This window comes from Idiomarina sp. Sol25, assembly GCF_033052775.1.
Classification (GTDB): domain Bacteria; phylum Pseudomonadota; class Gammaproteobacteria; order Enterobacterales; family Alteromonadaceae; genus Idiomarina.
In genome coordinates this window covers 233,034-258,202 of sequence record NZ_JAUPEW010000003.1, presented here as the reverse complement: position 1 = coordinate 258,202, position 25,169 = coordinate 233,034, and the positions used below count along the sequence as shown (strand labels likewise).

Genomic DNA, 25,169 nt, shown 5'->3' with positions numbered 1-25,169 from the left:
TCGATAAGTTGCTCTATAACTAGTAAGATAATTCCCTATTGATTAGGATGGATGTCTTACAGTAACCCTACAGGGAGAGCAGCGAGTGAGTGAATTGACCCCCGGCTTTATTGTCGCGCATGGACATCGGCTGGAAGACTTAACCGATGTGGCGGTTACATTCACCCAAAACTACCCGCTGGCGCCGCTGGAGCAGGAAACTGTGTTGGTGCAGAGTAACGGTATTGCCCAGTGGCTGAAAATTAACTTAGCCCAGGCCAGCGGCATTGCTGCCATGATAGATGTCACCCTGCCGGCACGGTTTCAGTGGAAAGCCTATCGCTCGGTGCTCGGCAACGACATTCCCAAAACCTCTCCTTTTGATAAAGACCGCTTAACCTGGCGATTAATGCGCTTGTTGCCCGGGCTAATTGAGCACAACCCACACTTTGCGCCGCTTAAGCACTACACCTCCGACGACAACGACGGCCGCAAGCTGTATCAGTTGAGTGGCCGACTGGCTGACTTGTTTGATCAGTACGCGGTGTATCGTGCCGACTGGCTGGATAACTGGGTGCGTGGTCAGGATGTGTTGGAGCAGGAACAGCCCGTTGAAGCCGAACAGTTGTGGCAGCCGGAATTGTGGCGCGCAGTCAGTAACGACATTGGCATAGATGACTACTGGAATAACCGGGCCGAGCTGCATCAACGCTTTATTGATACGGCAAAGGCGTTAACTGAACGTCCTGCAGGCTTGCCGCCACGGGTGGTGGTGTTTGGTATTTCCTCGCTGCCGCAGCAAATGCTGCAGGTGCTGGATGCCATAAAAGGCTACACCCAAATTCTGTTGTGTGTGCATAACCCGTCGCAATACCACTGGGCGGATATTGTCGATGGTAAAGAAGCCTTGCGGCAGGCGGTAAAGGCCTCTTCGCGGTTAAAACACAAACCCGAGCTGCCCGACGACCCGAACGACGACGAACTGCATCAGCTGGCGCATCCGTTGCTGGCGTCCTGGGGTAAGCAGGGGCGGGACTACATTCGCCTGCTGGATTTATACGACGAAACCCTGGCCAAACAGGAAGCGTTTAACACCATTAAGCTGGAGCTGTTTGAGCCGCATAACACCAACCATTTATTGGCTCAGCTGCAGGACGACATTTTAAACCTGCGACCGGTACAGGAAACCCGCGAGCTTTGGCCAGCGCCTAATGCTGCGGATAAGTCATTACAGTTTCATGTCTGCCACAGCCCGCAACGGGAACTGGAAGTGCTGCACGACCAGCTACTGGATGCCTTTGCAAAAGACCCGGAACTAAAACCGCGCGACATTATGGTGATGCTGCCCGACGTCAACACCTACGCGCCATACATTGACGCGGTATTTGGCCGCTACCACAACCGCTTTGGCGAACGTGACTCGCGTGCCATTCCTTATACCATTGCCGACCAGGGTGAGCGCCATCAGCGGCCGTTAATGATAGCGCTGGAACTATTGCTGCAAGTTGATCAACTGCGTTTTACCCAGACTGACTTATTCAACTTACTGTCGGTACCGGCGGTGCAGCAACGCTTTGATATGAGTGACGATGACCTGCCGCAGTTGAAGCGTTGGGTAAAAGAAGCCGGGGCACGTTGGGGGCTAAATGCTGAGCAACGCGGCCAGTTTTATATGCCGGAAGCGGAAGAAACCAACAGCTGGTGGTTCGGCTTAAAACGCATGATAGCCGGTTACGCCATGGGCGATTTGGCAGAAGTTGGTTTAGAAAACGATTCGCCTTGGGCTAACGTAGAACCCTATACTGAAGTGGCTGGGCTAAGTGCCGCACTGGTGGGCTGCCTGGCAGACGTGGTGCGCACGCTGGAAAAATGGCAGCAGCAGGCGCAAGGTGAACACACCTTGCCGGAGTGGGTCACTCAGGGCGAGTGGTTACTGGAAGAGTTTTTCGAGGCCGAAGAAGACAGTGATCGCTTACTGTTAGCCAAGCTGGGTGACGAGCTGTATCAACTGCGGGACATTTGCGTAGAAGCGGATAACGAATCACAACTGCGCCTGCCCATATTTAAAGACGCCTGGCTGGAGCGCGTCGATCAGCAGAACCTGAACCAACGCTTTTTGGCTGGGGCGGTGAACTTTGCCACCTTAATGCCCATGCGGGCCATTCCGTTTAAATACTTGTGTGTGCTGGGTATGAACGAAAGTGATTACCCACGTTCAACACCGCGTGTCGACTTTGATTTAATGACCGACCGTTACCGCCCCGGTGACCGTTCGCGTCGTGACGATGACCGCTATTTATTCCTGGAAGCCATGCTCTCAGCCCGTGACTGCTTTTACCTAAGCTGGGTAGGTTACAGCGCCAAAGATAACAGCGAACGCACACCGTCGGTGCTGGTGGCGCAATTGCGTGACCACCTGCAGCAAGGCTGGAACGCGGATATCAACAGCCTGACCGTTGAACACAAATTACAGCCGTTTAACCCGTATTATTTTAATCAGGAAGACCCGGACTACTTTACCTATGCCAGTGAATGGGCACAGGCGCACCAGGGCGCTGTGGCTTCTACTAGCAGCACGGGCTCGGCGACTGCCACGGACGACGAACTGGAACGCACTCTGAGCATTAACGACATTAAACGCTTTATTGAAGAGCCCGCACGGCTGTACTTTAACTGGCGACTGGATACCTATTTTAGCCGCAACAGCGAAGACCTGGACGACAGCGAAGCCTTTGTCATGGATAACCTGCAAAGCTGGTCGCTGACCACGCGGCTGGTGGATACGGGCAAGCGCGCGCTGTTGGGAGGGGCTGGCATTGAAGCCTCGCTACTAAAAGAGCTGAACCGCATAAAGCGCGAAGGGGCTTTAGGTATTGGCGCAATAGCCGAGCAAAACGGGTTTCAGTTGTTGGAGCAGTCGCAGGAGATACTGGAAACCTATCAGCAGAGCATTGCCGGTTATTCGGGTGTGAATGAGTTTCCGGTCGAGGTGTTTTTTGAGCACAGCGGCCTGACTATTGATGACACAGTAACCGGGCTTCACAGCAATGAGAACGGCGAGCGTCTGTGGGTTGTTACCTCTGCCAGCAATATTGCGGCTAAAAACGGTAAAGGTATAAACAGTGGCGGCTGGAAGCACGCCAGTGCCTATTATATAGGGTTGTTGTTGCTGAATTTACAAAAGCCGACACGGCTTTTAATTGTGTCCAAAGGCGGGTGTCAGTTGCAGGTGGCACCAGTGCAGGCTGAGCTTGCGGTACAACAACTGGAACAAATACTGGAGCTGGTGGCTTTATCAGCGAGGCAGCCTCAACCTATGCATCTGGATGTGGGCATGGCCTGGCTAAGTGCAATGGACAAGAACGAGCATGATGAAACGCTGGCGCACGAAGCGGCGCGGCAGAAATACGAAGAAGAAGGGTTTCAAGACCCGGCGCTGGTCACCAAAAGCGATTATTGCGGGCGCGTTGCCGAGAGTTACGAAGCCATTCAGGCATCAAAGCACTTCCGCCGTTTTATGGACGAACTCTATGACCCCATGCGCTTAACTCTCGTGCCGGAGGATAAATCATGAGTCATTTGCCTTCTCATACGTTAGAGAACCCGCTCGACTTTCCGTTGAACAGCAGCCGACTCATTGAGGCCAGTGCGGGTACCGGTAAAACCTACACCATTGCTGCGCTTTATGCGCGTTTGGTGATTGGCCATGGCTCGCATAATGGTGCGGAAGAAACCGGGTTTGAGCGCGAACTGGTGCCGAAAAACATTCTGGTCATGACCTTTACCAAAGCCGCCACTGAAGAGCTGAGCGATCGTATTCGCGCGCGGTTGGCGGAAGCCGCCGCCTACTTCCGTGACCCGGAAGCCGTAGAAGGCGACCCCTTCTTAGCCAGTCTGCGCGAAGACTGCGCGGCACAGGGGCAAAACCTGATGCATCTGGCGCGACTGTTAGATTTAGCCTCGCAGTCCATGGACGAAGCGGCGGTGAAAACCATCCACGGTTGGTGCCAGTCGATGCTGAAAGAACACGCTTTTGCCAGCGGCAGTTTGTTCAGTCAGGACGTTGAAACCGACAACGAAGAGCTGCGCTTGCAAGCGGCCGAAGACTACTTCCGGCGTTTTATTTACCCGGCGGATGCCGAGCTTAGTGCCCGATTGCTGGAAGATTTTAAATCACCCGAAGCCTTGTTAGGGCTCACTTATAGCTTGAGCAAAAGCGGGCAGGCGCCAGTCGACGGTGACTTGCATAGCCTGCTGAAAGAAGCTGAAAGCGCGCATCAACAGCGAGTGGCTGAGATAAAGCAAGAAATTGCGCCTATTGTGCAGCAACTGGTTGATAAAACCTCGCAAGCTAAGGGTGCAGCAACCAAACTTAAGCAGTTTCAGAAATTTGCGGACTGGTGCGGCAATCCTGACTTAGTTGAGCCCGAAGCCACCGCGGCTAACTGGAAGAATATAAGCACCGATGAGTTACAGAAGTTCGCCGATGCCAAGCTCGGCGGTATGCCCACCAGCTGGGCGGTGTTAGGCGAGCTGCAGGATCGCATTAAGCGCAGCAAGGTGCAGCAGCAGGAAGAGCTGGCGAAAGTAAAACAACACGCCGCCTACTGGGTGAGCAGCCGCTTTGCTGAACTGCAAAACCAGCGGGCCGAAATGGGGCACGACGACATGCTCACCCGCCTGCGTGACGCACTGAAAGGCCCGAGCGGTGAAGCCTTAGCTGCCGCTATTAGAAAGCAATATCCGGTAGCTATGGTAGACGAATTTCAGGACACCGACCCGGTTCAGTACGAGATTTTTAACCGCATTTATAACCTGGCGGAGCCGCATCCTGGCACCGGAATTTTCTTGATTGGTGACCCCAAGCAGGCCATTTACAGCTTCCGTAACGCCGATATTTACACCTATTTAAAAGCCCGGCGCGATACCGAAGGCCGGCATTATAATCTGGCACGAAACTTCCGTTCGTCGCAGGCTATGGTGGACGGCGTTAATGCCCTGTTTGAGCGCGCCGAAGAGCTGCCGCGCGGTGCTTTTCTGTTTAAAACCGAAGAGGAAAACCAACTGCCCTTTAACCCGGTCGGTGCAAACGGGCTTAAGCGAACCTTCAAACATTGCCTGTTATCCAGCAATTTAAAAACCGCACCGGCGCTCTTGTGGTCAGTATCCGGCGAAGAAAAACGTAATAAAGACAGGTTCTTCCGCGCTGCCGCGAACCATCACGCTAACTTGATTGCCTCCCTGCTTAATGACCCGCAGGCGGGGTATTACAATGAAGACGATAAACTCGAACAACGCGTAAAAACCAGTGACATTGCGGTGCTGGTGAACAACTTTAACGAAGCCAACGCCATTAAAAAGGCGCTGAGCGACCGCGGACTGAAAAGCGTTTATTTATCGGACCGGGAATCGGTATTTGCGCAGCGCGTAGCGAAGGATTTGCTGGCGCTGGTAAGTGCCTGCGCCGAACCGCGAGACCCGTCGCTGATACGCAGTGCTTTAGCCACGCAGTTGCTTGGCCTGCCGCTGAGTGAGCTGGAACATATTCACAGCCACGAACGCGAGTGGGAACAGCGGGTGGAGCAGTTTTTAAGTTATCACGACCAGTGGCAGCGACAGGGTGTGCTGGCCATGTTGCACAGCCTGCTGCACGACCATCAGGTGCCGGCCAAGCTGCTGGAAGATCGTATTCACGGCGAACGCCAGCTTTCCGACGTGCTGCATATTGCCGAGCTGCTGCAACAGCAGAGTCTGGTACTGGATGGCATTCCGGCACTGGTGAACCATTTTGCCGAGCAAGTGAACGAACGACATGGCTTTGGCAGTAACAGCCGCACTCAGAGTGACGAGCAGCAACTGCGCTTAGAAAGCGACGACGAACTAATAAAAATTATCACCATTCACAAGTCAAAAGGCCTGCAGTACCCGTTGGTGTTCATGCCCTTTGTGGCGTACACCCAGGCAGAAGCCTACCGGATAAAACCGCCGGCGGTGTACCACGATGAAAACGGCGAGCTACAAGTATTGTGGTCAAAAGATGACGACAACAAACAGCGTTTGAGTAATGAGATCCTCGCCGAAGACTTACGCAAAATGTACGTGGCCGTTACCCGCGCGCAATACGCGACCTTTATTGCGCTGGAAGCGGTTAAAGAGCATCGCAACAACCCGCTGTTTTATCTGCTGAACGGCGGCGAGTCATTAACCGATGAGCTGTACAACGAAGTCAGCGAACGTTGGCAGCAGACGCCATACACGCAGTTAACGCGATTGGAAAACGATGAGCCTTTAGTCCGTGCGCTGGAGCAGGAGCAAACAAGGCCCAAACTCACACCGCGCAACATGCCTACAGACCGTAAGCTGGAACGCTGGTGGGTAGCCAGTTACAGCGCGCTGAAGTATGAAGGCGCTGTGACAAAAAGCGTGCAGGCACCGCAGTCGCCCGACGAAATGAATCTGTTGGACGAGCGCGACGATGACGCAGAAGTCGCCAGTGCCGCCGAGCCAAGCCCGGACAGTATTCATCATTTACCCAAAGGCGCGGGGCCGGGTACGTTTTTGCATAACTTGCTGGAAGAGTCCGCCAATATCGGCTTTGCGCAAATCGCGAGTGACGCCGCCGAGCGTACTGAGCTGGTACAGGTTTTTTGTGTCAGCCCTTATTGGCAGGAACATCAAAACAGCCTGGAGCATTGGCTGGACGCCTATTTACACAATGAATTCCCCATTAACGACAGTGGTGACCGCATTAGCTTAAGCACTCTGGAGCAATACAAAGCCGAGCCGGAATTCTGGTTCGGTGCCAGTGAAGTTAACGCACAAAGGCTGGATGCTCTGGTTCGCGAACACATTCTGCCTGGGCATGAACGCCCGGCACTGGAACCTAATGTGCTGAACGGTATGCTGAAAGGCTTTATCGACTTGGTGTTTGAGCATAACGGCAAATATTACGTGGCGGATTATAAATCCAACTGGCTGGGCGAAGACGACCACGCCTACACCGAGCAGGCCATGCGCGAGAAAATTTTGCACAGCCGTTATGACCTGCAATACGTCATTTACACGCTGGCACTGCATCGTTTGTTAAAAGCGCGCTTGGGCAGCGACTACGACTATGACACCCATGTAGGCGGTGCCGTGTATCTGTTCTTGCGGGGCCACCGGGCGGAAACCGGTGGTGCGTTCTGCGACCGGCCGCCAAGGGAACTGATAGAGCAGTTGGACGCGCTATTTGCGGGTAGGGACTTTTCAGATAAGGAGTCGGTATGACAGAAGTAACCTCAAACACCTTATTTGAAGCCCTGCGTGACTGGCGCGATGCCGGTTGGATACGCTCTATAGACCTGGCCTTTGTCGAGTTTTTGCAGCAAGCCGGAGAAACGCGCAGTGAGGTATTACTGGCAGCCCTGTGTGCCTCGCACGAAGCCGGGCGCGGGCATACCAGCATTGACATAAATGCGCTGCAGAATGAACCTGAAACTGTACTAAACTTACCACCCGAGAACCGCTATTCACCGAACTGCTTTAACCCCAGCGAGTTGCTCCGTCAATTTGGTGCCGATGTTGAAGCCGCATTAAGCCAAAGCCATTGCGTAGATGCCGACGGAAAAGGCAATCAGCCATTGGTGTTTAGTGGCAGCAAACTGTATTTGCGTCGTTACTGGCAATACGAAGCCTTTATAGAGAGTGACTTACAGGCGCGCATGAGCGACCGGCCAGTAACGAATGACGACTTGCTGAAAAGCACGCTGGCTAAGTTGTTTGCTCAAGCTGGGGATGAAAAGACGGACGACATTAACTGGCAGCGCGTGGCCTGCGCTAATACCGTGCGAAACCGCTTTAGCGTCATAACCGGCGGGCCTGGCACCGGTAAAACCTACACCGTAGTGCGCTTGCTAACTGCGTTGCAGCATCAGACTTTATTCCTCGGCCTACCGCCGCTGCGCGTATCGCTGGCAGCACCTACCGGTAAGGCCGCCGCTCGACTCACCGAGTCCATAGAAAGCGAGCTGAATAGGCTGCGGGGTGATGCAAAGCTCGCCACCTTAAAAGACGCCTTAGATTCCATAAAACCTGAAGGTAAAACCCTGCACCGGTTACTGGGTGTAAAACCGAACTCGCGCGCCTTTAAACACCACGCCGACAACCCACTGCGCACGGACGTGGTGATAGTCGACGAGGCCTCAATGATAGACATTGAAATGATGACCGCGCTGCTAAAAGCCACACCCAAAAATGCGCGCTTGGTGCTCATTGGCGATAAAGACCAGCTTGCCTCCGTAGAAGCCGGCGCCGTGCTAGGCAATTTGTGTGAAGGCGCGGACCAAGGCCGCTACCACACAGAAACCGCTCGGTGGCTGCAGCAAGTCGCCGATACACCCGAGTTCCCAGGCGACTTATTAGACGACAACGGCGAGCAACGCCTACAACACGTGGTGAAATTCCGCAAAAGTTATCGCTTTAAAGGCCCTATCGCCGACTTGGCCAACGCCATTAATCGACAAGACAACGCCGCAACAAAAAAGGAACTCGAAAAATCCAAAAACGCCGATGAAGACTACCCGGTTAGCCTGTATGAAGTCAGCAGCCTAGACGACCCAGCATTTGAAGCTCTTATCAGGGGTAGCCTGACGTTACACGTCAGGAACGATGCCGATAAAACAACCGATGCCAACAACATCAACGATATCGCCCAAGAAGCCCTGCAAAACCTAAGCAACTTTCAAATCCTGACCGCCCTGCGCGAAGGGCCCTGGGGCGTAAAAGCCGTTAACCAAAAAGTCGGCGACATACTCGGCGTAAACGCCAACACCTGGTACGAAGGCCGGCCCGTTATGGTCACCAAAAACGACTACGGACTGAAGCTGAACAACGGCGACATTGGCCTAACCTTTAAAGACCCCGAACACGGGCACCTGCGCGTCGCCTTTCCCGACCAGGTCAACAAGTCTGAAAATAAAGGCGTGCGCTGGGTACTGCCCAGCCGCCTCACCCACATAGAAACCGTGTACGCTATGACCGTACATAAGTCTCAGGGCTCCGAATTCAAACACACCGTGATGGTACTGCCTGATCACGACAGTCCTGTGCTAAGCAAAGAACTGCTGTATACCGGGATTACTCGGGCTAAGGAGCGGTTGAGTTTGGTGGGTAGGTTTGCATTAGGACTAAACAATAAAGCATGCTAATTTCTAGGTAAGATATTTCGTACAAACTCTAAGGTTAGTGCCGTTGCCTATTTCTTTCAAAAATATTGGGATTAATAAAGCCTACACGCGGCCTCAGTTAGCTGATATATGGGGGCTCGGTGGGCCACAAGCTATAGCTAGAGGCGTTTTCACGCCGGCTAATGCGAATATTATTATTCTGTTTGTGACCCACAATAAGCGTGACGACTCGACACCTTATGATGATCATATATTAGGCGATGTGCTTTACTGGGAAGGAGAAAAAGGGCACGCAAATGACAGTAGAATAGCGAATGTTCACGTAAACTCTGATGAAGTTCACTTGTTTTACCGAGATCACCATCGTGATGCTTTCACTTACAAGGGGCTGCTGACTCTAATCCAGTTCAAAGAAAAGGAAGATAAACCGAGTGAATTTCAATTTTTAATAAATCAATATGAGTCATCTGATGAAAAGGAGTTAAAAGAGTCTTTAATTGAACTCTATGGCTCACCTTTAGATACTACACGAGAAACGATAATCGATGCTCGGGTAGGTCAGCGACACTTTAGACGACAGTTGATGAAAAAGTGGAAGTCGTGCGCGGTAACGGGAGTTGGGAAAAAGGAAGTGTTGCTAGCATCTCATATTAAGCCATGGTCGAAGAGCTCAGACGGTGAGCGGCTAGATGCATATAATGGTTTACTTCTTACTCCTGCATTAGACCGATTGTTTGATGAGGGGATAGTTACATTTCGACAGAACAGAAAAATTGTTCTTTCTAATCAATTGTCTCCTTGGGAATATCAGAAGTTAGGAATTGATACCGCTATGGAGCTGCGAGAACTTCCTGTAAGAACCAATGATTATCTCGAATACCATAGGGACACGATTTTTAAGCAGACTCGTAGTTATTAGAAGGGAATAACTAAGAGGCTTAGGTAGCACATCTACATCTCCGCTCCCCAATTGCCCCCGCCCCCAAATAGTTCTAATATACCCTCACTACCCAGTAACTTACTGATCTCATGGCCCTTTCCTTTAAAAGCTTAACCCATTCATTCGTCTGTCTTTTTGTTCTATTCACCGCTGCCAGCGTGCACGCGTCCGAAATCTTCACTATGGAATCTAAGCTCCTTGATGAAGGGATAACGGCGCGGGTTGCTTTACCGGAAAGCTATGAGCATTCAGACAGTTTCCAGTATCCGGTGCTGCTGGTTATGGACGGTTCAACGCAGTTTGAGCACATAGCGGGCAACGTTAATTTTTTAAGTACGTTTTCTATTGTGCCGGAAATGATTGTTGTTGGGGTCAGTGCTAAGAACCGCTTAAAGCGCTTTACTCACACCAAAATGGAGGCCTACGCTGACCGCTCTGGCGGTGCAGAGCAGTACACCCAGTTTTTGCGAGATGAGCTGATGCCAGCGTTGCAGAAAAAGTTCAGAGTGTCGCCTTATACGGTGGTTACCGGGCACTCGCTGTCGGGGCTCTACACCGGTTATCTGGCGACTCATCATTCGGATTTTATCAACGCTGCAATATCGGTTAGTCCAAGCTTTTGGTGGGATGACTTTGCGCTTATAAAAGACATAAAAGTGGCAGAGCAAGAGGCAGAAAAACCGGCGGTACGTTGGTTTGTCAGTATGGCGAATGAGCCCAATGAAATGGCCGAGAGCTATGAGCGTTTATTGAACGTGCTGGAAGCGAAGCCGGAATCGGCTTTTGACTGGGAAGCAAAGCAGTTCCCCAGCGAAACCCATGACAGCACGCCACTAATCGGCAATGTCGAGGGGCTTAAATCCGTTTTTCGTGGATTTAATGCGGTACCTAACATTGAGATTAAGTCGCTGGAGCAGTTGCAGGCATTCTACGCTGATTATAAAAAAGCGGTGGGTTACGACTTTCCTATGTCGGTTCACCAATACAACGTGTATGGCTTAAAGGCCGCTTATGAAGGCCAAGTTGACTGGGGACAGGCCATTCTGGAGAAAGGCGTTGAGGTATTCGGCCAGTCCGAGATTTTATGGGACAGCCTGGCAACGGTTTATTCAATGAATGACAACAACGAAAGTGCGTTAAAGGCCTCGAATAAAGCCGTGCAGTTCGCACACGAGCATCAGTCAAAGTACATTAGTGAAATTGAAGCGCAGAATAGTGATTTGAAAACTCATTAGGCTAAGCTGTTGTAGCTTTAAAAAAGTTAATTAGATTTGCATTTTTTCTATCATAAGCAATAGTTAATGTTTAACCCTTTGTTGCTATTTTGTTATGAATAATGGTTTTTTGGTAGGGATTTTTGTTTTAGGCTTGGCAGTAATTAAACCTTCTGCAGCTGTACAAACATCGTCGTTGAAAGTTTGTGGCGATGGCTCCGGTTGGCCACCATATACCTTTAAAAAAGACGGCGAGATTCAAGGGTATGATGTTGACGTTCTTAGGGCAATTTTTAGTGGTAAAAATATTGATGTAATCGCAGAGCTGCCGCCATGGAAACGTTGTGTTTTTAAAACCCAATCGGGCCACTATGATATCGCGTTGAGCGCGTCTTACAGTAAGCAACGGGACCGTGACTTTTTGCTCACCGATTATTACTACACCTTGCAACCCAGCTATATATATTCCACTGTAAAATACCCGGATGGTTTGAATATTGCGTCAGCCGATGACTTAAATCAGCTTCGGATGTGTGGCTTATTAGGTTATCACTATGAAGGGTTTGGTGTTAACGACAGTCAGGTAACGAAAACAGCGACAAGCTATAACCAACTTGTAAAAAAAACAAAGGCTGGGCGTTGCGATGTTTTTTTGGCGCGTTATGAAATTCTGGCCGGTTTTAAGATTTCAAAAGGTATTGATTATTTAGCGGACGATATGAGTGCAGTCGCAATACCGAATAACGACGTCGAAAAATTTTATATGATGATTTCTCGTGAACATCCGGAGTCGGAGAAAATCAAATTTCTGCTCGACTCACACTTCGCTGAAATGCGCAAAACCGGCAAGTTACAGGCTTTATTAAAAGACTATACAGAAAAAGACTGATTAAGGAGTACAAACCGCCATTTACACAGATATTTTTACACTCTCATTATTGGCGTGGGAGTTGCGGGTCGATTGGCGTTAAATTTTGTACGTGAATCAAATAATGTAACAGAAGCAATTCGCTCTGCGTTATCTGATGTTCAAAATTTCCACTACCGGTGCATGAGGGCAACCCGTCACTTTGGCATTTGTGCCACCTGCTTGAATATTTCCGTCACGAAAAGCTACGCGATATTCCAGAATGTGAAATTGAACTAGCGAAAGCCGCTATGACACTCAATTACGAACAACAGAAGCAGCGGGTTTATTAGGTTTTAAAGCAGCCGTTCCCTCAGGCCTGCGGATAAGGTTTAGCGTGAGGCTTCAAGCGTTTTACGTTTTTAGCTGCTTGTTCGTATGCTCGGTGGCGTACGTCCCAGATTTCGACGGCGTGCTGAATGTTCAACCAGAACTCCGGGGTGTTACCCAAAGCGGCAGCTAATTTAATAGCCATAGGTGCGGTCAAGGCTCCTTTGTCATGAACAATTCGGCTGAGCGTGTTTCTGTGTACTCTCATGGCATCAGCGAGCTCTTTTATTTCAATGTTCATCGGTTCAAGAAACTCGGTTATTAGCATCTGGCCAACGGATACCGGGCGACGTTTTGTATCTCTCATAATTATAACGTCCTTTAGCCAATCGTCCCTGAATTTAACGGCCATGGTTTACTGATCACTTTGTATTTACTTTATGCACAACAGTGTTGTGCGTCAAGTTGGTGTATTTATACTAAATTTGAGTTCTTAAACTATCAATTGGTAGGGCATTGATATAAATGTCTTACATTGGCGGTATTAAAACTGGGCAAATCCGCAAAAATTTGTTTTGCTGTGAGTAACTGAAAAAACAAACGAAGACATTTTGCTATGCTTAAACGCCGCTCAAGAAAGACTACGACCTTTAATTCGGCTACGCCGGACAGCGATGCCCAGCGTGACAGGGCGCGTATTATTCACTCGTCGGCGTTTCGCCGTTTGCAGGCAAAAACTCAGGTGCTCGGTGTGGGCGAAAGTGACTTTTATCGCACGCGCTTAACGCACTCTATGGAAGTGGCTCAGATTGGCTCGGGTATTTGTGAGAAGTTAAAGCAAAAGTATGCAAAAAACAACGCTATTTCGATGCATATACCGTCTTATTTTCAAATTGAAGCCATTTGTCTGGCGCATGATATTGGTCACCCTCCGTTCGGACACGGTGGAGAAGTAGCACTGAACTATCACATGCATGGTAATGGTGGTTTTGAAGGCAACGGCCAGACGCTGCGTATTATTTCTAAGCTGGGCGAGTATTCCGACCACGACGGTTTGGATTTAACCCGGCGCACTTTACTCGGCGTGCTTAAGTATCCGGTGTTGCATAGCGAAGTTAGTACTTGCTCACTTTCTGCCGAAGACCACTTAAATGCTTTTAAACCGCCCAAAGCTATTCATGACGACGAAAATGATGTGTTGGACTGGATACTGGAACCGCTGACTCCCAAAGACAAAGCGACCTTTCGCTCCTCTAAAACGAATGAGGGGAAAACCAAAGCGCAATATAAAGCTTTTGATACCTCTATTATGGAACTGGCAGACGATATATCGTATGGCGTGCACGATTTGGAAGACTCACTGGCGCTGAATCTGGTAACTGAAAAGCAGTGGCGCGAAGACGTACTCGCGGTGCTGGACGACAACAGCGTTATTATGCAGGAAGAGCGCTTTTATACCGAAGCACTTTTTTCAGCGCAAGAGCGGGCACGCAAGCATGCAATTAGTAAACTTGTCGGGCATTTTGTGGATGCCATTGAAGTTACAGAACAGAACTTGTTTGAATCGCCCTGGCTAGATCTGCAGGCAAGCCTTCCGGAACACATTGAACATACTCTGCAAGTGCTGAAGGACTTTGTGTTTAAGCATGTTATTCGTAGCTCTTCGGTGCAGGTTCTGGAGTACAAAGGCCAAATGATGATACTGAAGCTGTTTCAGGTACTGAGCGAAAACCCTGAACAGTTGCTGCCGGGTTCTACTCTGCAAAAGTATCAAAACGCAGAAAACCCCAAACGCGTTATTTGCGACTATATTTCAGCCATGACAGACAACTACGCGACTAAGCTCTACAGTAAGTTATTCAGTCCGGATAACGGTTCTGTATTTGATAAGTTTTAATCAGCTACTGAACAAAAAGGGTGCCGTATTGGCACCCTTTGCGTTTTACGAGTGGTTTTGATTAGAGAATAATCTTATTCCCATTCAACTAACAGGTCGACGCCGGAGTAGTTAGTGTAGCCTTTAAGGCTAATATACCAACGGTCTTCAGACGGAGACTCTATATTACAAGTTTCGTTGCTACCTGAGCGGTAGGGACGGCACTCGTAGTTAGACTCCGTAGGCTGGCTGCCTCGGCGAACATAAAGGTCAGCGTCGCCGCTTCCGCCGGACATTGTTACGTCAAGTGATGACATGCCTGCAGGAATGTCGACGTAATAGTGAGTCCACTCGCCACTGTTACCAGATAAGTCTGTAGCTGATACCGAGTCACCTTCACCGCCGCCACCGGAGCTAGGCTCTGTGAACGAACCTGTCAGGTTAACGCCAGAGAAGCTGGAGTAAGCATTGACCATGACATAATAAGTACCAGCTTGTACGTTTGAAATTGTACAGGTTTCGGTGTTACCACTTTCGTATGGGCGGCAATCGTAGCTTGACTGAGTTGGCTCTGAACCAAAGCGAACATACAGGTCGGCATCACCCGAACCACCGTTCGTGCTAAAGCTCAGGTCAGTTGCACCGGCTGGAACATCTAAGGTGTAATAAAGGGAATCACCGGTTGTAGCTGACAAGTCGCTGACTGTCTGACCATTTGCCAGTTCATTATCTGTTGGTGGCTCAGGATCGCCGCCGCCACTTGAGCCATCACAGCCGTTAGCGTCGATATAGTCTACAGCGTCTTTGGTTTGTGCCAAACCGTAACCAAACTGAACGTCGCGACCTGCAGGGCCTAAATCCTGTGCTGTTGTGTTAAGAACGCTACGAATTTCCTGCGCGCTGCAGCTTGGGTGATGTGACCAGACTAACGCAGCAACACCGGCTACGTGAGGTGACGCCATAGACGTACCGCTCATGGTGCCATAGTTACCTTGCTGGCCAGTACCTTCCGGGTAAGTTGAAAGAACGTTAACGCCCGGGCCTGCAATTTCAACCTGGCTGTTTTTCTGTGAGAAGCCCGCTAGCTGCTTGTTGTTATCAATAGCGGCTACTGAAACCACGGCGTTGTATGATGCAGGGTAAGACATTGAATCGGTCTCGCTAGACGCTGAACCATCGTTACCAGCAGCAGCTACAAGTAAAACGCCCTGGTTATAAAGGTTCTGCATAGCGTTGGCTTCGGTCTGGTTTGAACCACCGCCACCCAAGCTCATGTTAACTACGTCTGCACCGTTGTCTGCACAGGTTTCAATAGCCGAAACCAAAGACGATGAGTAACCCCAGCCGTTAGAATTAAAGACTTTAACAATGTGAAGGTTCGGGTTGCTGCCAATAACGCCACGAACCCCTAGGCCGTTATCTAAAGCAGCAATAGTACCGGCTACGTGGGTACCGTGAGGACCGCCGTTGTCGTGCCAGTTACCTGTACCGCTGTCGTTGGTTCCGGTTATGGTCCCGCCCCGGATCCCCATATCTTCATGCGGTAACTCTAATCCTGAATCGATAACGCAAATCTTCTTACCACCTGCGGTTGCGGCTGCAACGCTGTCATCGACTAAGTTCGCCTGAACTTGGCTAATACCATAAGGTACGTCCTGAGCCATGAAGCGACGTTTATGATCAACTTCGATGTATTCAATGTTCGGGTTCTTCTCAAGACGCTTTTTCTGTTTTGCACTAAGTTCAGCTGCAACAGCTAGATTGTGACGCATGCTGAGTTTAATCTGGCCACCGGCTTTTTTGACCGTATTACTGGCGCGTGATATCGCAAGCTCAGAGCGGCCACGGTTGCCCATTTTCTGGACCGCGTTACCATTATTTTTAAATTTAATGATGTAACGCTGTGGAGCATCACTTTCAACTTGTTGTTGGTTTTGAAGCAAAGGTTGAGCCTGAGAATGCTCGGGAGGCTTTGCGTATGCTGCTGAAACTGATACTGCTAGAGCAGACAGTGTGAGGATACTTAGTTTTTTCATAACGTAATATTCTCTTTGTTTTTATTTTGGGTTGTGAGAGACCCTTAAGATGGCAGCAGAGGATACGACGTTTGGCTGCATGATAATGACGTCAAATGACGTCAATTGTTGTATTTAATAACAAAAAATGAAGCATTTAAAGAGGTTTTGTAACAATCTTTACAAAATATTTACAATTTATCATCAGGGAAAAGATGCTGCGCTTTTTCCATTAACAATGTTAATAACGGTGGCTTATGAACGTTTATATTATGCTGATCATTGCCTGGGGAGCTGGCTTAATGGCGGTTTTCGGTGGCTTTTTAGCGCACGTTGAAGGCAAAGCCAATACGACAGTTAAGAAAGAATTCGTACACGGCGTTACGGCATTTGGTGGTGGTATTTTACTGGCCGCTGTGGCTTTTGCATTAGTGCCAGAGGGTATGAAAGAGCTGAATGCCTGGCAATTGACAGGGTTATTTGCCGCTGGCGGCGTTACTTTTTGCTTTGTTGATGCTTGGTTGCAAAAGCATGAGGGCAATGTCTCACAATTTATGGCAATGATACTCGACTTTGTGCCAGAGGCTGTTTCTTTGGGGGCGGTATTTACGGTTAACCCAAAAGTGGGCATTTTGCTGGCTATTTTCATTGCCGCGCAAAATTTTCCGGAAGGCTTTAATGCCTATCGTGAACTAAAATCCGCAAAATTAGCCACTAAAACCGCTTTAATCGGGCTTTTAGGTGTTTCCTTTTTCGGTCCCCTGTCCGCGATAATGGGTTATTTTTGGTTAAGCAATGCACCACAGGTTACGGCGATGATCATGAGTTTTTCCGCTGGTGGTATTCTTTATCTGGTATTTCAGGACATAGCACCACAGGCAAAAATGGAACGGCATTGGATGCCGACTCTCGGAGCCGTATTAGGCTTTATTATTGGCATGCTGAGTAAGCAGTTGCTGGGTCAGTGACGGGAGGCTTCAGGTTTTCCTTTAAATGCAAATGGTAATGGTTTTCATTTACTTTTAGGCCTTAGGCGTATAGAATCCTTCCCGCTTTAAATTCTTGATATTCACCGATAAAACAAACGACTCAAAAAGCAGGAATTCCAAATGACGTTACCATGCCGTAAAAAGCGTTCGCTGTTATCTCAGTCAATTCAGTCTGCCTTGCTCATGGCGGCGGTCAGTGTGCCGGCCGTTGCCAATCAGGAAACTGAAAAAGACATGGAACACATCAGTGTTTATGGTCATCACAATCAACTGATATTAGATTCAGGCACCGCCACTAAGTCTAAAATGGCGCTAATGGAAACTCCCGCTGCTGTTGTGGTTGTTGATAAAGAATTATTAAACGAACAAGCCAGCGATAGTTTGCAGGAAAGTATACGTAACATCAGTGGTTTAACTCATTCTGGTAATAACTATGGTGTGGGCGATAACTTGATTATTCGCGGACTGGGAGCCAATTATACTTACGATGGAATGTACGGGGGAGCGGGCTTAGGTAATACCTTTAACCCCACCCGTTCGATGACTAACATTGAAAGCATTGAAGTACTGAAAGGCCCTGCAACCGGGCTTTACGGGATTGGCGCCGCAGGCGGTGTGATAAACTTGGTAGAGAAAAAGCCACAAGATAAGCCTGCTTACACTGTAAAGGTAAAAGGCGGACAATGGGACGCTTATGGCTTAATGTTGGATGCCACTTCTGCTATTACTGATAAGCTGGCTTATCGACTGGTCGCTAATCACGACAGCAGTGATGGTTATCGCGGGCTATCTGAGGAACGCTCAGAGCTTTATGGTTCATTAAGATATCGTTTCAACTCTGATAACAGCGTCCGTTTATCCACAGCCTGGATAGAAGACGAGCTACAGGTCGATTCAGTTGGCCACCCAGTCAGAATTATAAACTGGGACAGCACGCCGGGCACTCCGGGAAGTGTAACCGGTGAGGATTTAGCAAACGGTACAGACGCCGATAACGACGGCATTTACGGCTTACAACTGACTCAGGAGCAAAGACAGCAACTAGCTGAGTCATTATCCGATACCGATGGTCTTGAACCCCATGATTTAGGTGAACAAGGGCTGATTTCCCCCCTATCTGAGCCGAATGACGGGTCAGAAAAGCGTATTAAATTACGTCATGATCTACAGTTCGGCCAAACCGCCAGCTTAACTCAACAGTTACAGTACAGAAAATACGATTCAGACTATGTCCGTCAAACCGGAGCGTACAATTACGTTTATTGGAACCGACGCGGGGAAATCAATGCAAACCCTCGTGCCCCGCTTGTTGTTGATGGCGAACTGTACCCCTTTTCGGCCAGAAGGCAGGAGTATCGCCGTCAGGTCTCAGAAGAGTCCAGTTGGCAGTACTTTGCAGATTTACGTCACGACTGGCAGTTGTTCGGTTTGAATGGTGAGCAATTAATTAGTGCCAACTACGAAGATCGGGATATGTCCGTTAAAAGTTGGTCTGCTTATGATGCCGACGGCAGTGATTCAGCGAACGCGCTTCCTTATATTCTGGATATTCGTAACCCGAACTGGGGCAGCGGAAGTATTATGGATTACGATCCTATCTTACGTTCAAACTACGATAAGTCGGTAAGTGCCTGGGGTATTAGCTTACAAGAGGTCATTTACTTTACACCGAAACTGACAGGACGATTTGGCGGTGCACACTCGACAATCGAGCAGAGCTACCAGCACAAAGGAACCGATCGCGCTCCGGGCATCAGTGATGAAGCAGATACGGACGACTCGGGTTACACCTATAATGTGGGTTTAAACTATCGTTTTGTGGATAACATTGCCGGCTTTGTTAATTTATCCAAAGGCAGAACGGCATACAGTATTTTGGGTGGTATCAGCGGCGAAAACGACCGGCCGGATTCGGAATCGAAGTCGTTTGATGTGGGCGTTCGTTTCACCGCTTTTGATGATAATTTACTGGGCTCTTTAGTCTGGTTTGAAACACGTCGAACCAACTTACGTTATGCTAACCCGGACTTTAACGATAACCCGGAAGATCCAGAGTATAATATTGATGTGCCTCAGTATTTTTACGACGACGAAGACAATACCGAAGGGGTCGAGTTTGATTTAAATTTGTCGTTAAACGAGCGCTGGTCAATGAATGCAAACGCAACCTATCAGGACGCGATTAGTATTCGTGCCGACGAGCATTCAGCGCAGTCTAAAGGTGTACCGAAAAAGTTTGCAAGCTTGTGGACGAGTTATGACTACAGCTTTAGTGCTCTGCCAGAGCCACTTAAGTTAAGTCTTGGTGTGACTTACGAAGATGAGAAAAGCATTAATTCCACTGCTTTTGGCCTGCCTGATTCAACCGTAGATTCTTATGTCGTGTGGGACGCTGCAGCGGCTTACACCGCGGGTAACTGGAACTTCCAGTTGAACGTGCAAAACTTACTGAATGAAGCTTACTATACTAAAGCGCTGTTCTTAGGTGGTTTACCTGGGGAAAGCCGCAACGTAGAATTTAAGGCAGTGTATAACTTCTAAAATCGGCTGAGCAGGCGGATAATTCGAAGATAGCTGATTTTATCTGCCTGCGTCAGGCAACAGCGTGACCCAACTGGATCAAAGGAGCAACCATGACCCACATAAATTCCTATTTGTTACGCTGTGTTGAATTGGCCGAAGAGGCTTTAACGGCCGGAGATGCTCCTTTTGGTTCGGTTTTAGTCGATGAATATGGGCGTGTTTTAAAAGAAGACAGAAACCGTGTTAATTCAGTCGATAAAACCTATCATCCCGAAATTGAACTCGCCCGATGGGCTGCACAAAACCTGTCGTCAAAGCAACGACAGAATACAATAATGTACACTTCTGGGGAGCATTGCCCAATGTGCTCCGCAGCACACGGCTGGGCCGGTTTGGGTCGAGTGGTCTTCATTCATTCAACTCAGCATTTGGTTCGCTGGTATCAGGAGTTTGGACGTAACCACTCTCGTGTTAATCAGTTGCCCTTTAATTCAGTGGTTCCCGAAATACAAGTGGACGGGCCTGTAGAAGAGCTGTTGCCAAGAATGTATGAGCTGCATAAGCGCCACGTAGAAAGCGAATAGGGTTAAGCCGCTATCGCGTGCAAAGTTAGTCGTGATCCTCAAGGCCTGTTTGAGTTATAATTCGCACAAATTTCAGCCGCGAAGAGAGAATTATGGCTAGAAACAAGAAAGAATCCATTGTTTTGGAGACTCCGACGGGGTCTGATCACGTGCTGCTGCATTCTTGCTGCGCGCCATGTTCAGGTGAGGTTATGGAGCGCATGGCGGAAGCTGGCATTAAATTTACCATCTTCTTCTATAATCCGAATATTCACCCGGAAAAAGAGTATCTGCTGCGTAAAGAAGAGAACATCCGCTTTGCTGAAAAGCTGGGTGTGGACTTTATTGACTGCGATTACGACTCTAAAAACTGGTTCGAACGGGTTAAAGGCCTGGAGTGGGAACCGGAGCGCGGTGAGCGTTGCACCGAATGCTTCGATATGCGCTTTGAGCGTACAGCGTTGTATGCTCATGAAAACGGTTTTGACACCATTACCAGTTGTTTAGGTATTTCGCGCTGGAAAAACATGGACCAGATTAACGACTGCGGTAAGCGCGCGGTAGCGCCATACCCAGGTTTGCATTACTGGACCTTTAACTGGCGTAAACAAGGCGGCGCGGCGCGTATGGTGGAAATTGCCAAACGTGAACGTTTTTATCAGCAGGAATATTGTGGCTGTGTGTACTCATTACGAGACATGAACCGCTGGCGCCTGAAAAATGGCCGTGATCGCATAGAAATAGGCGTTCAATACTACACCAACGAATAAATCACACCTAGAAAAGAGCCCCGGACGCTGGGAAGAGAGACGCCCGGGGCTGCGCGTGAAAGCTATAAGTCTTATTAAAACTGGTAACTTAGTGACGCCGAGTAGTTTGCTGGCGCTCCGTAATAGCCTTGCGCCCAATATAAGCTATTGAGGTACTTTTCATCAGTTACGTTATAGCCGTTAACTCGCACCGATAAAGCATCGGTGACTTGCCAACTTGCCATTAGACCTAACCGGCCGTATGCGGGCTGGCGAGTTATGATCGTTTCTCCCGCATTGTTATAAATAGATCCGACAGTACCCTGTACTCGACTTGTTTCGTCCTGCCACTGATAAGTTGCGCCCAATTTTAACTGTGGTAGCTGTGGGAATTGATAAGTCAGTGACGTCCGGAATAGTTTTTCCGCTGTATAGTTCTCAACTAACTCATCGCCGTCGACATCAAATACAGTTGCGGACATTTGACCTTGTAAGCCTGGGACGATTTCTCCGGCCAGTTCCATCTCCAGCCCCTCGCTGCTGATACCGTCGGCAGCGCGATAAACTGGTTCGGGTACTCCTGTTTCTGGATTAATGGCATCCCCGTCACCGACTGCTAAGTTTTCTTGATTAATATGGAAGTAAGAAAGACTCAGTAATGCGCGTTGATTAAAGAGGTCTGCTTTCAATCCGATTTCAGAGTTCTTTCCGGTCAACGGTTCCAGGCGTTCAAAGTTTTGGTCACGCTCAGTTTGAGCAAGGAATGTCTCAGTGTAAGATGCGTAGGTCGTTAAGGCATCACTGATAGCATAGGTCACCCCAACATAAGGAATGAATTTTGCGTCATCGCGCGATTGATCGACACCATAACCTACGCCCTCGGTTGTGAAGTCGTTGTAGCGTCCTCCAAGTAGAACTTTTAAATTATCGCTAAGCGCTAACCGAGTTTGTGCGTAAACGGCCTTTTGTGTGTTATCCACAACACTTCCAGCCCGCGAATCGGTGAATTCAGGTAAAGGAGTATCTCCATCCCAGTCTTGAAGAGACGGCATAGCAGGGAAACCATTTCCGGTATGGTAGTCATAAAGTGAATAATCGACATAGTCGAGGCGTGAGTAGTTAGCCCCCACTACTACCTCGTGTAATTGACCCCAGGCTGCAAATGAACCGCTAGCGTATAGATCGAGAGTGTCTTGCTTATCATCCAGATCGTATTCGCTGCCATAACCAATAAGTCCTAGTCCGGTTTCAGGATCAAGACCGACTTCTGAGTCAGCTAGATAAGTGTAAAATAACAAGCTGTCCTCGTCAGTGCGCACTCGATTGTAGGCTGCGCGTAATGTCCAACTGTCGGATAGTGCAGTCTCAATATCGACAAAACTGCGGCTCTCGCTAACTTCCCACTCTGACCAATCCGCTGCGACATTGGTTGATTCGTCGAAGTTAGTTGGGGTGCCGTCGCCATAATAAAGAGTTAAAGCGCCCCACATATTGCCATCGGTGTGACTTTTATGTTCGCTGTGCCCTACCGTTAGAAGTGTATTGTCAGACAATGCGAAGTCGGCAACGCCATAGAACAATTTAGTATCGTTTTCATAACGGTCTAAGTAGGATTCACCGCTATCAGTTGCACCGACAAAACGAGCCCTGATTCGATCATTGATTTTGCCTGATGCGTCTACTTCCAACCGCTTGTTATCCCAAGAGCCAAGACTACCTTCAAGACGAACCTGAGTGTCTGATGTTGGGCGTTTGCGAACCATATTGACTGTGGCGGCGGGGCTACCGACACCAGTCATAATACCGTTGGCACCGTGAATCACCTCTACACGCTCATACAATGCTGTATCAACTCGTCCATGCGTATTGCTATTGATCAGCGGAAGACCAAGCCCGTCAATTTGAAAGTTGTTGAGTTCAAACCCTCTTGAGGTGTAATAAACACGGTCAGTTTCCACGTTTTCCACATTGACTGCCGCTGCGCTTTCCAGCACAGAGTTAATGTCATTGAGACCAAAGTCTTCAATTTGTTGACGTGTTATGACGGTAATCGCTTGTGGAGTTTCTTTAATGGTTAGGCCTAGCTTTGTTGCACCATCTGCATCAGAGCTTCGGTATCCATCTTGTTCCTGTCCGATGACTTTTAAACGTTCTATGACTTTATCTGTTTGTTGCGGTTCTTCGGCTGTAGCCTTTACGGGTAAGCCGATAGCGGCCAGAATACTAGCCGCCAGTATAGTTTTTTGAATCTTCATTATTCCCCTCAAATATTAGATGTGATCTAAATTGAAAAGAATTGTAAATGAAAACAATTCGCGTTTAAAGTTTTATTTAACCCAAGTTTCAGGAAGCTGCCAACTTGCCTTGTGAACCTCACCATTCCAGGTTTGCAGAGTGACCCAAACGCGTTGCTGAGGCTCAAACTTTTGTGGCGCGATGGCATGAACGTGCTGCAATAATTCACTACCGTGCAAAATGCCGACATCATCTTGTTGCAATTCCTCAATAGCAATTGGCTTTTCGCCAATGTTCACGTAACCCTGCCGAATATCACTGACTTTCCCTTCGTTAACGTACGCTGAAAAGTCTTTCACCCAGTCTTCGTGATGCGCGTAAGGCGCGTCATTATTTGCTGGTTGTAAGGCTACTTTAAACGGGCCTGCTTGCTTTTCATCCCAGACGGGAGGCAGCTCTGGTAGCTGCAGTTGCTGGTACAGAAAGTAAAAGGGCAGAATAAGAATTAAGCCACTAAGTTTAAATTTATTCCGGTTCCAGAAGGTATTTTTACGGCGCGCCATTAATTAGCTCCTTCATTCTGTAACGACTCTTGCAATGGTGTGCGTTTGGCTTTTGCCGCTTTCATCGTGCGAGAACCCCAAATCATAAATCCGGTAATGGACATGGCGGACAAGATCAGTCCGAAAATAAACCAAATGATTTTGGTCCAAATACCGCCAATGGTGCCGTAGTGCAACGGATTAACAATATGCTGAATGGTTTGCAGCGTATTCATGTTGTCGGGTGAAACCGCACGGGCTACCTCGCCGTTCCATGGATTAATATCCAAGCGATAGGAATACTGATCGTAAAATATAAAGTCGCCGCCGCCCACAATTTTAAACATGTCGCGGTTATGTTCCGGCATCATAATGAAGCTGGGGCGGATATCGGGAAAACGCCGTTCTGCTATGAGTAAAGCATCTTCAAAAGACACCGGTGGCTGTGCTTTTTCACCCAGGGGAATGTCAGATACTTCAACCAGAGGAGCGTGTTCTTCAATATCAATGTCTGCGTGCCAGAGCACTTGCTGTGTAAAGTACCAGAGGCCAGTTAAACTCATAACAATTAGGAACCAAATGGACCAGGCGCCGCCGTGCTTGTGTAAGTCGGTTAAAAAAGTTTTTTTGCCTTGCTCGGTACGAATTTTAGGTTGCGAGTAGGCGCGCCAGAACCTCTTATAGATAACCAGGCCGGTAACCAGAGCGCCAATCATGACAAAGGACATGGCGGACACTAAATAGTAACCAACGCTGTAGCCGTCTTGCCAGGGGAATAGTAACCAGCTGTGCAGTGAGCGCATAAAGTTAATAAAAGTGATGCCCTGATTAACTTCCTGAATTTCGCCGGTGTACTGGTTTACATAGGCAATACCGGTAGGAATGTTTTCGGTTGAAAAAATGACAGCATTAATAATGTAGGGTTCGAAAGCCATTACCGTCGTAACGTTGGCCGTTGGAAACTGGTCTTTGACGGTAGCAACCAGCTCTGATACCGGCTGAGCTGGCAAACCTTCAGGATTGACCGCACGCGCATTTTCGTTAAACAGCCAGGTTAGCTCATGACTGAATACAGCGATGGTGCCGGTAATGCAGATAAAGCAAAACAGGATCCATATTGGTAGCGAGCACCACCCATGTAATTTAAACCATTGCCTTTGTGTCATATTTCTTACTCAGTTAATATTTTTTGTAAATGAT

16 protein-coding genes are annotated in these 25,169 nt (G+C 48.7%); 11 read left to right on the top strand and 5 right to left on the bottom strand.

Going from position 1 to position 25,169, the window contains the following annotated elements; translation table 11 throughout:
- Window positions 1–85 precede the first annotated feature (85 nt).
- The 6 genes from recC to Q5L94_RS07110 all read left to right on the top strand — a co-directional run bounded on the left by recC (window position 86) and on the right by Q5L94_RS07110 (window position 12,189).
- Window positions 86–3,553, top strand: a complete 3,468-nt coding sequence (recC, locus tag Q5L94_RS07135) for an exodeoxyribonuclease V subunit gamma (protein ID WP_317497756.1) — start codon at window positions 86–88, stop codon at window positions 3,551–3,553.
- Complete coding sequence (gene recB / locus Q5L94_RS07130) at window positions 3,550–7,248, top strand: exodeoxyribonuclease V subunit beta (protein ID WP_317497755.1); 3,699 nt, start codon at window positions 3,550–3,552, stop codon at window positions 7,246–7,248. The genes recC and recB overlap by 4 nt, the downstream gene beginning before the upstream one ends.
- Entirely contained in the window at window positions 7,245–9,167 is a 1,923-nt protein-coding gene (gene recD / locus Q5L94_RS07125; RefSeq protein WP_317497754.1) for an exodeoxyribonuclease V subunit alpha, read from the top strand. Before recB ends, recD begins: the two co-directional genes overlap by 4 nt.
- A gap of 43 nt (window positions 9,168–9,210) precedes the next feature.
- A complete protein-coding gene (locus tag Q5L94_RS07120; protein ID WP_317497753.1) occupies window positions 9,211–10,065 on the top strand; it encodes an HNH endonuclease in 855 nt (284 codons plus the stop codon).
- Window positions 10,066–10,268: 203 nt separating this feature from the next.
- The gene (locus Q5L94_RS07115; protein ID WP_317497752.1) at window positions 10,269–11,321 is read left to right on the top strand and encodes an alpha/beta hydrolase; all 1,053 of its coding nucleotides are present in this window, start codon (window positions 10,269–10,271) and stop codon (window positions 11,319–11,321) included.
- 94 nt (window positions 11,322–11,415) lie between these two features.
- A complete protein-coding gene (locus Q5L94_RS07110) occupies window positions 11,416–12,189 on the top strand; it encodes a substrate-binding periplasmic protein (RefSeq protein WP_317497751.1) in 774 nt (257 codons plus the stop codon).
- A gap of 331 nt (window positions 12,190–12,520) precedes the next feature.
- On the opposite strand, the gene Q5L94_RS07105 is transcribed toward Q5L94_RS07110, so the two are convergent.
- Complete coding sequence (locus Q5L94_RS07105; protein WP_317497750.1) at window positions 12,521–12,844, bottom strand: HigA family addiction module antitoxin; 324 nt, start codon at window positions 12,842–12,844, stop codon at window positions 12,521–12,523.
- Between the two features lie 249 nt (window positions 12,845–13,093).
- Between Q5L94_RS07105 and Q5L94_RS07100 the strand changes: the two genes are divergently transcribed.
- A complete protein-coding gene (locus tag Q5L94_RS07100; protein WP_317497749.1) occupies window positions 13,094–14,374 on the top strand; it encodes an anti-phage deoxyguanosine triphosphatase in 1,281 nt (426 codons plus the stop codon).
- A 74-nt stretch (window positions 14,375–14,448) separates the two neighbouring features.
- Here the strand turns inward: Q5L94_RS07100 and Q5L94_RS07095 are convergent, their stop codons facing one another.
- On the bottom strand, window positions 14,449–16,389 hold the full coding sequence (locus tag Q5L94_RS07095; protein WP_317497748.1) for a S8 family serine peptidase: 1,941 nt from the start codon (window positions 16,387–16,389) through the stop codon (window positions 14,449–14,451).
- 236 nt (window positions 16,390–16,625) lie between these two features.
- Here Q5L94_RS07095 and Q5L94_RS07090 point away from each other — a divergent pair, with 236 nt between their 5' ends.
- The 4 genes from Q5L94_RS07090 to Q5L94_RS07075 all read left to right on the top strand — a co-directional run bounded on the left by Q5L94_RS07090 (window position 16,626) and on the right by Q5L94_RS07075 (window position 21,213).
- Window positions 16,626–17,336, top strand: coding sequence for a ZIP family metal transporter (locus Q5L94_RS07090; RefSeq protein ID WP_317497747.1), 711 nt, complete (start codon window positions 16,626–16,628; stop codon window positions 17,334–17,336).
- A 141-nt stretch (window positions 17,337–17,477) separates the two neighbouring features.
- On the top strand, window positions 17,478–19,898 hold the full coding sequence (locus Q5L94_RS07085) for a TonB-dependent receptor (protein WP_317497746.1): 2,421 nt from the start codon (window positions 17,478–17,480) through the stop codon (window positions 19,896–19,898).
- A gap of 92 nt (window positions 19,899–19,990) precedes the next feature.
- Entirely contained in the window at window positions 19,991–20,464 is a 474-nt protein-coding gene (locus tag Q5L94_RS07080; protein WP_317497745.1) for a nucleoside deaminase, read from the top strand.
- A 92-nt stretch (window positions 20,465–20,556) separates the two neighbouring features.
- Window positions 20,557–21,213, top strand: a complete 657-nt coding sequence (locus Q5L94_RS07075) for an epoxyqueuosine reductase QueH (RefSeq protein WP_110013507.1) — start codon at window positions 20,557–20,559, stop codon at window positions 21,211–21,213.
- A 74-nt stretch (window positions 21,214–21,287) separates the two neighbouring features.
- Here the strand turns inward: Q5L94_RS07075 and Q5L94_RS07070 are convergent, their stop codons facing one another.
- The 3 genes from Q5L94_RS07070 to Q5L94_RS07060 form a co-directional block, all read right to left on the bottom strand.
- Complete coding sequence (locus Q5L94_RS07070) at window positions 21,288–23,447, bottom strand: TonB-dependent siderophore receptor (protein WP_317497744.1); 2,160 nt, start codon at window positions 23,445–23,447, stop codon at window positions 21,288–21,290.
- A 72-nt stretch (window positions 23,448–23,519) separates the two neighbouring features.
- Window positions 23,520–23,990 carry a hypothetical protein gene (locus Q5L94_RS07065; RefSeq protein WP_317497743.1) on the bottom strand — a complete coding sequence of 157 codons (471 nt, stop codon included), beginning with the start codon at window positions 23,988–23,990 and terminating at the stop codon, window positions 23,520–23,522.
- Window positions 23,990–25,135, bottom strand: coding sequence for a PepSY-associated TM helix domain-containing protein (locus Q5L94_RS07060; protein WP_317497742.1), 1,146 nt, complete (start codon window positions 25,133–25,135; stop codon window positions 23,990–23,992). The genes Q5L94_RS07065 and Q5L94_RS07060 overlap by 1 nt, the downstream gene beginning before the upstream one ends.
- Between the last annotated feature and the right edge of the window lie 34 nt (window positions 25,136–25,169).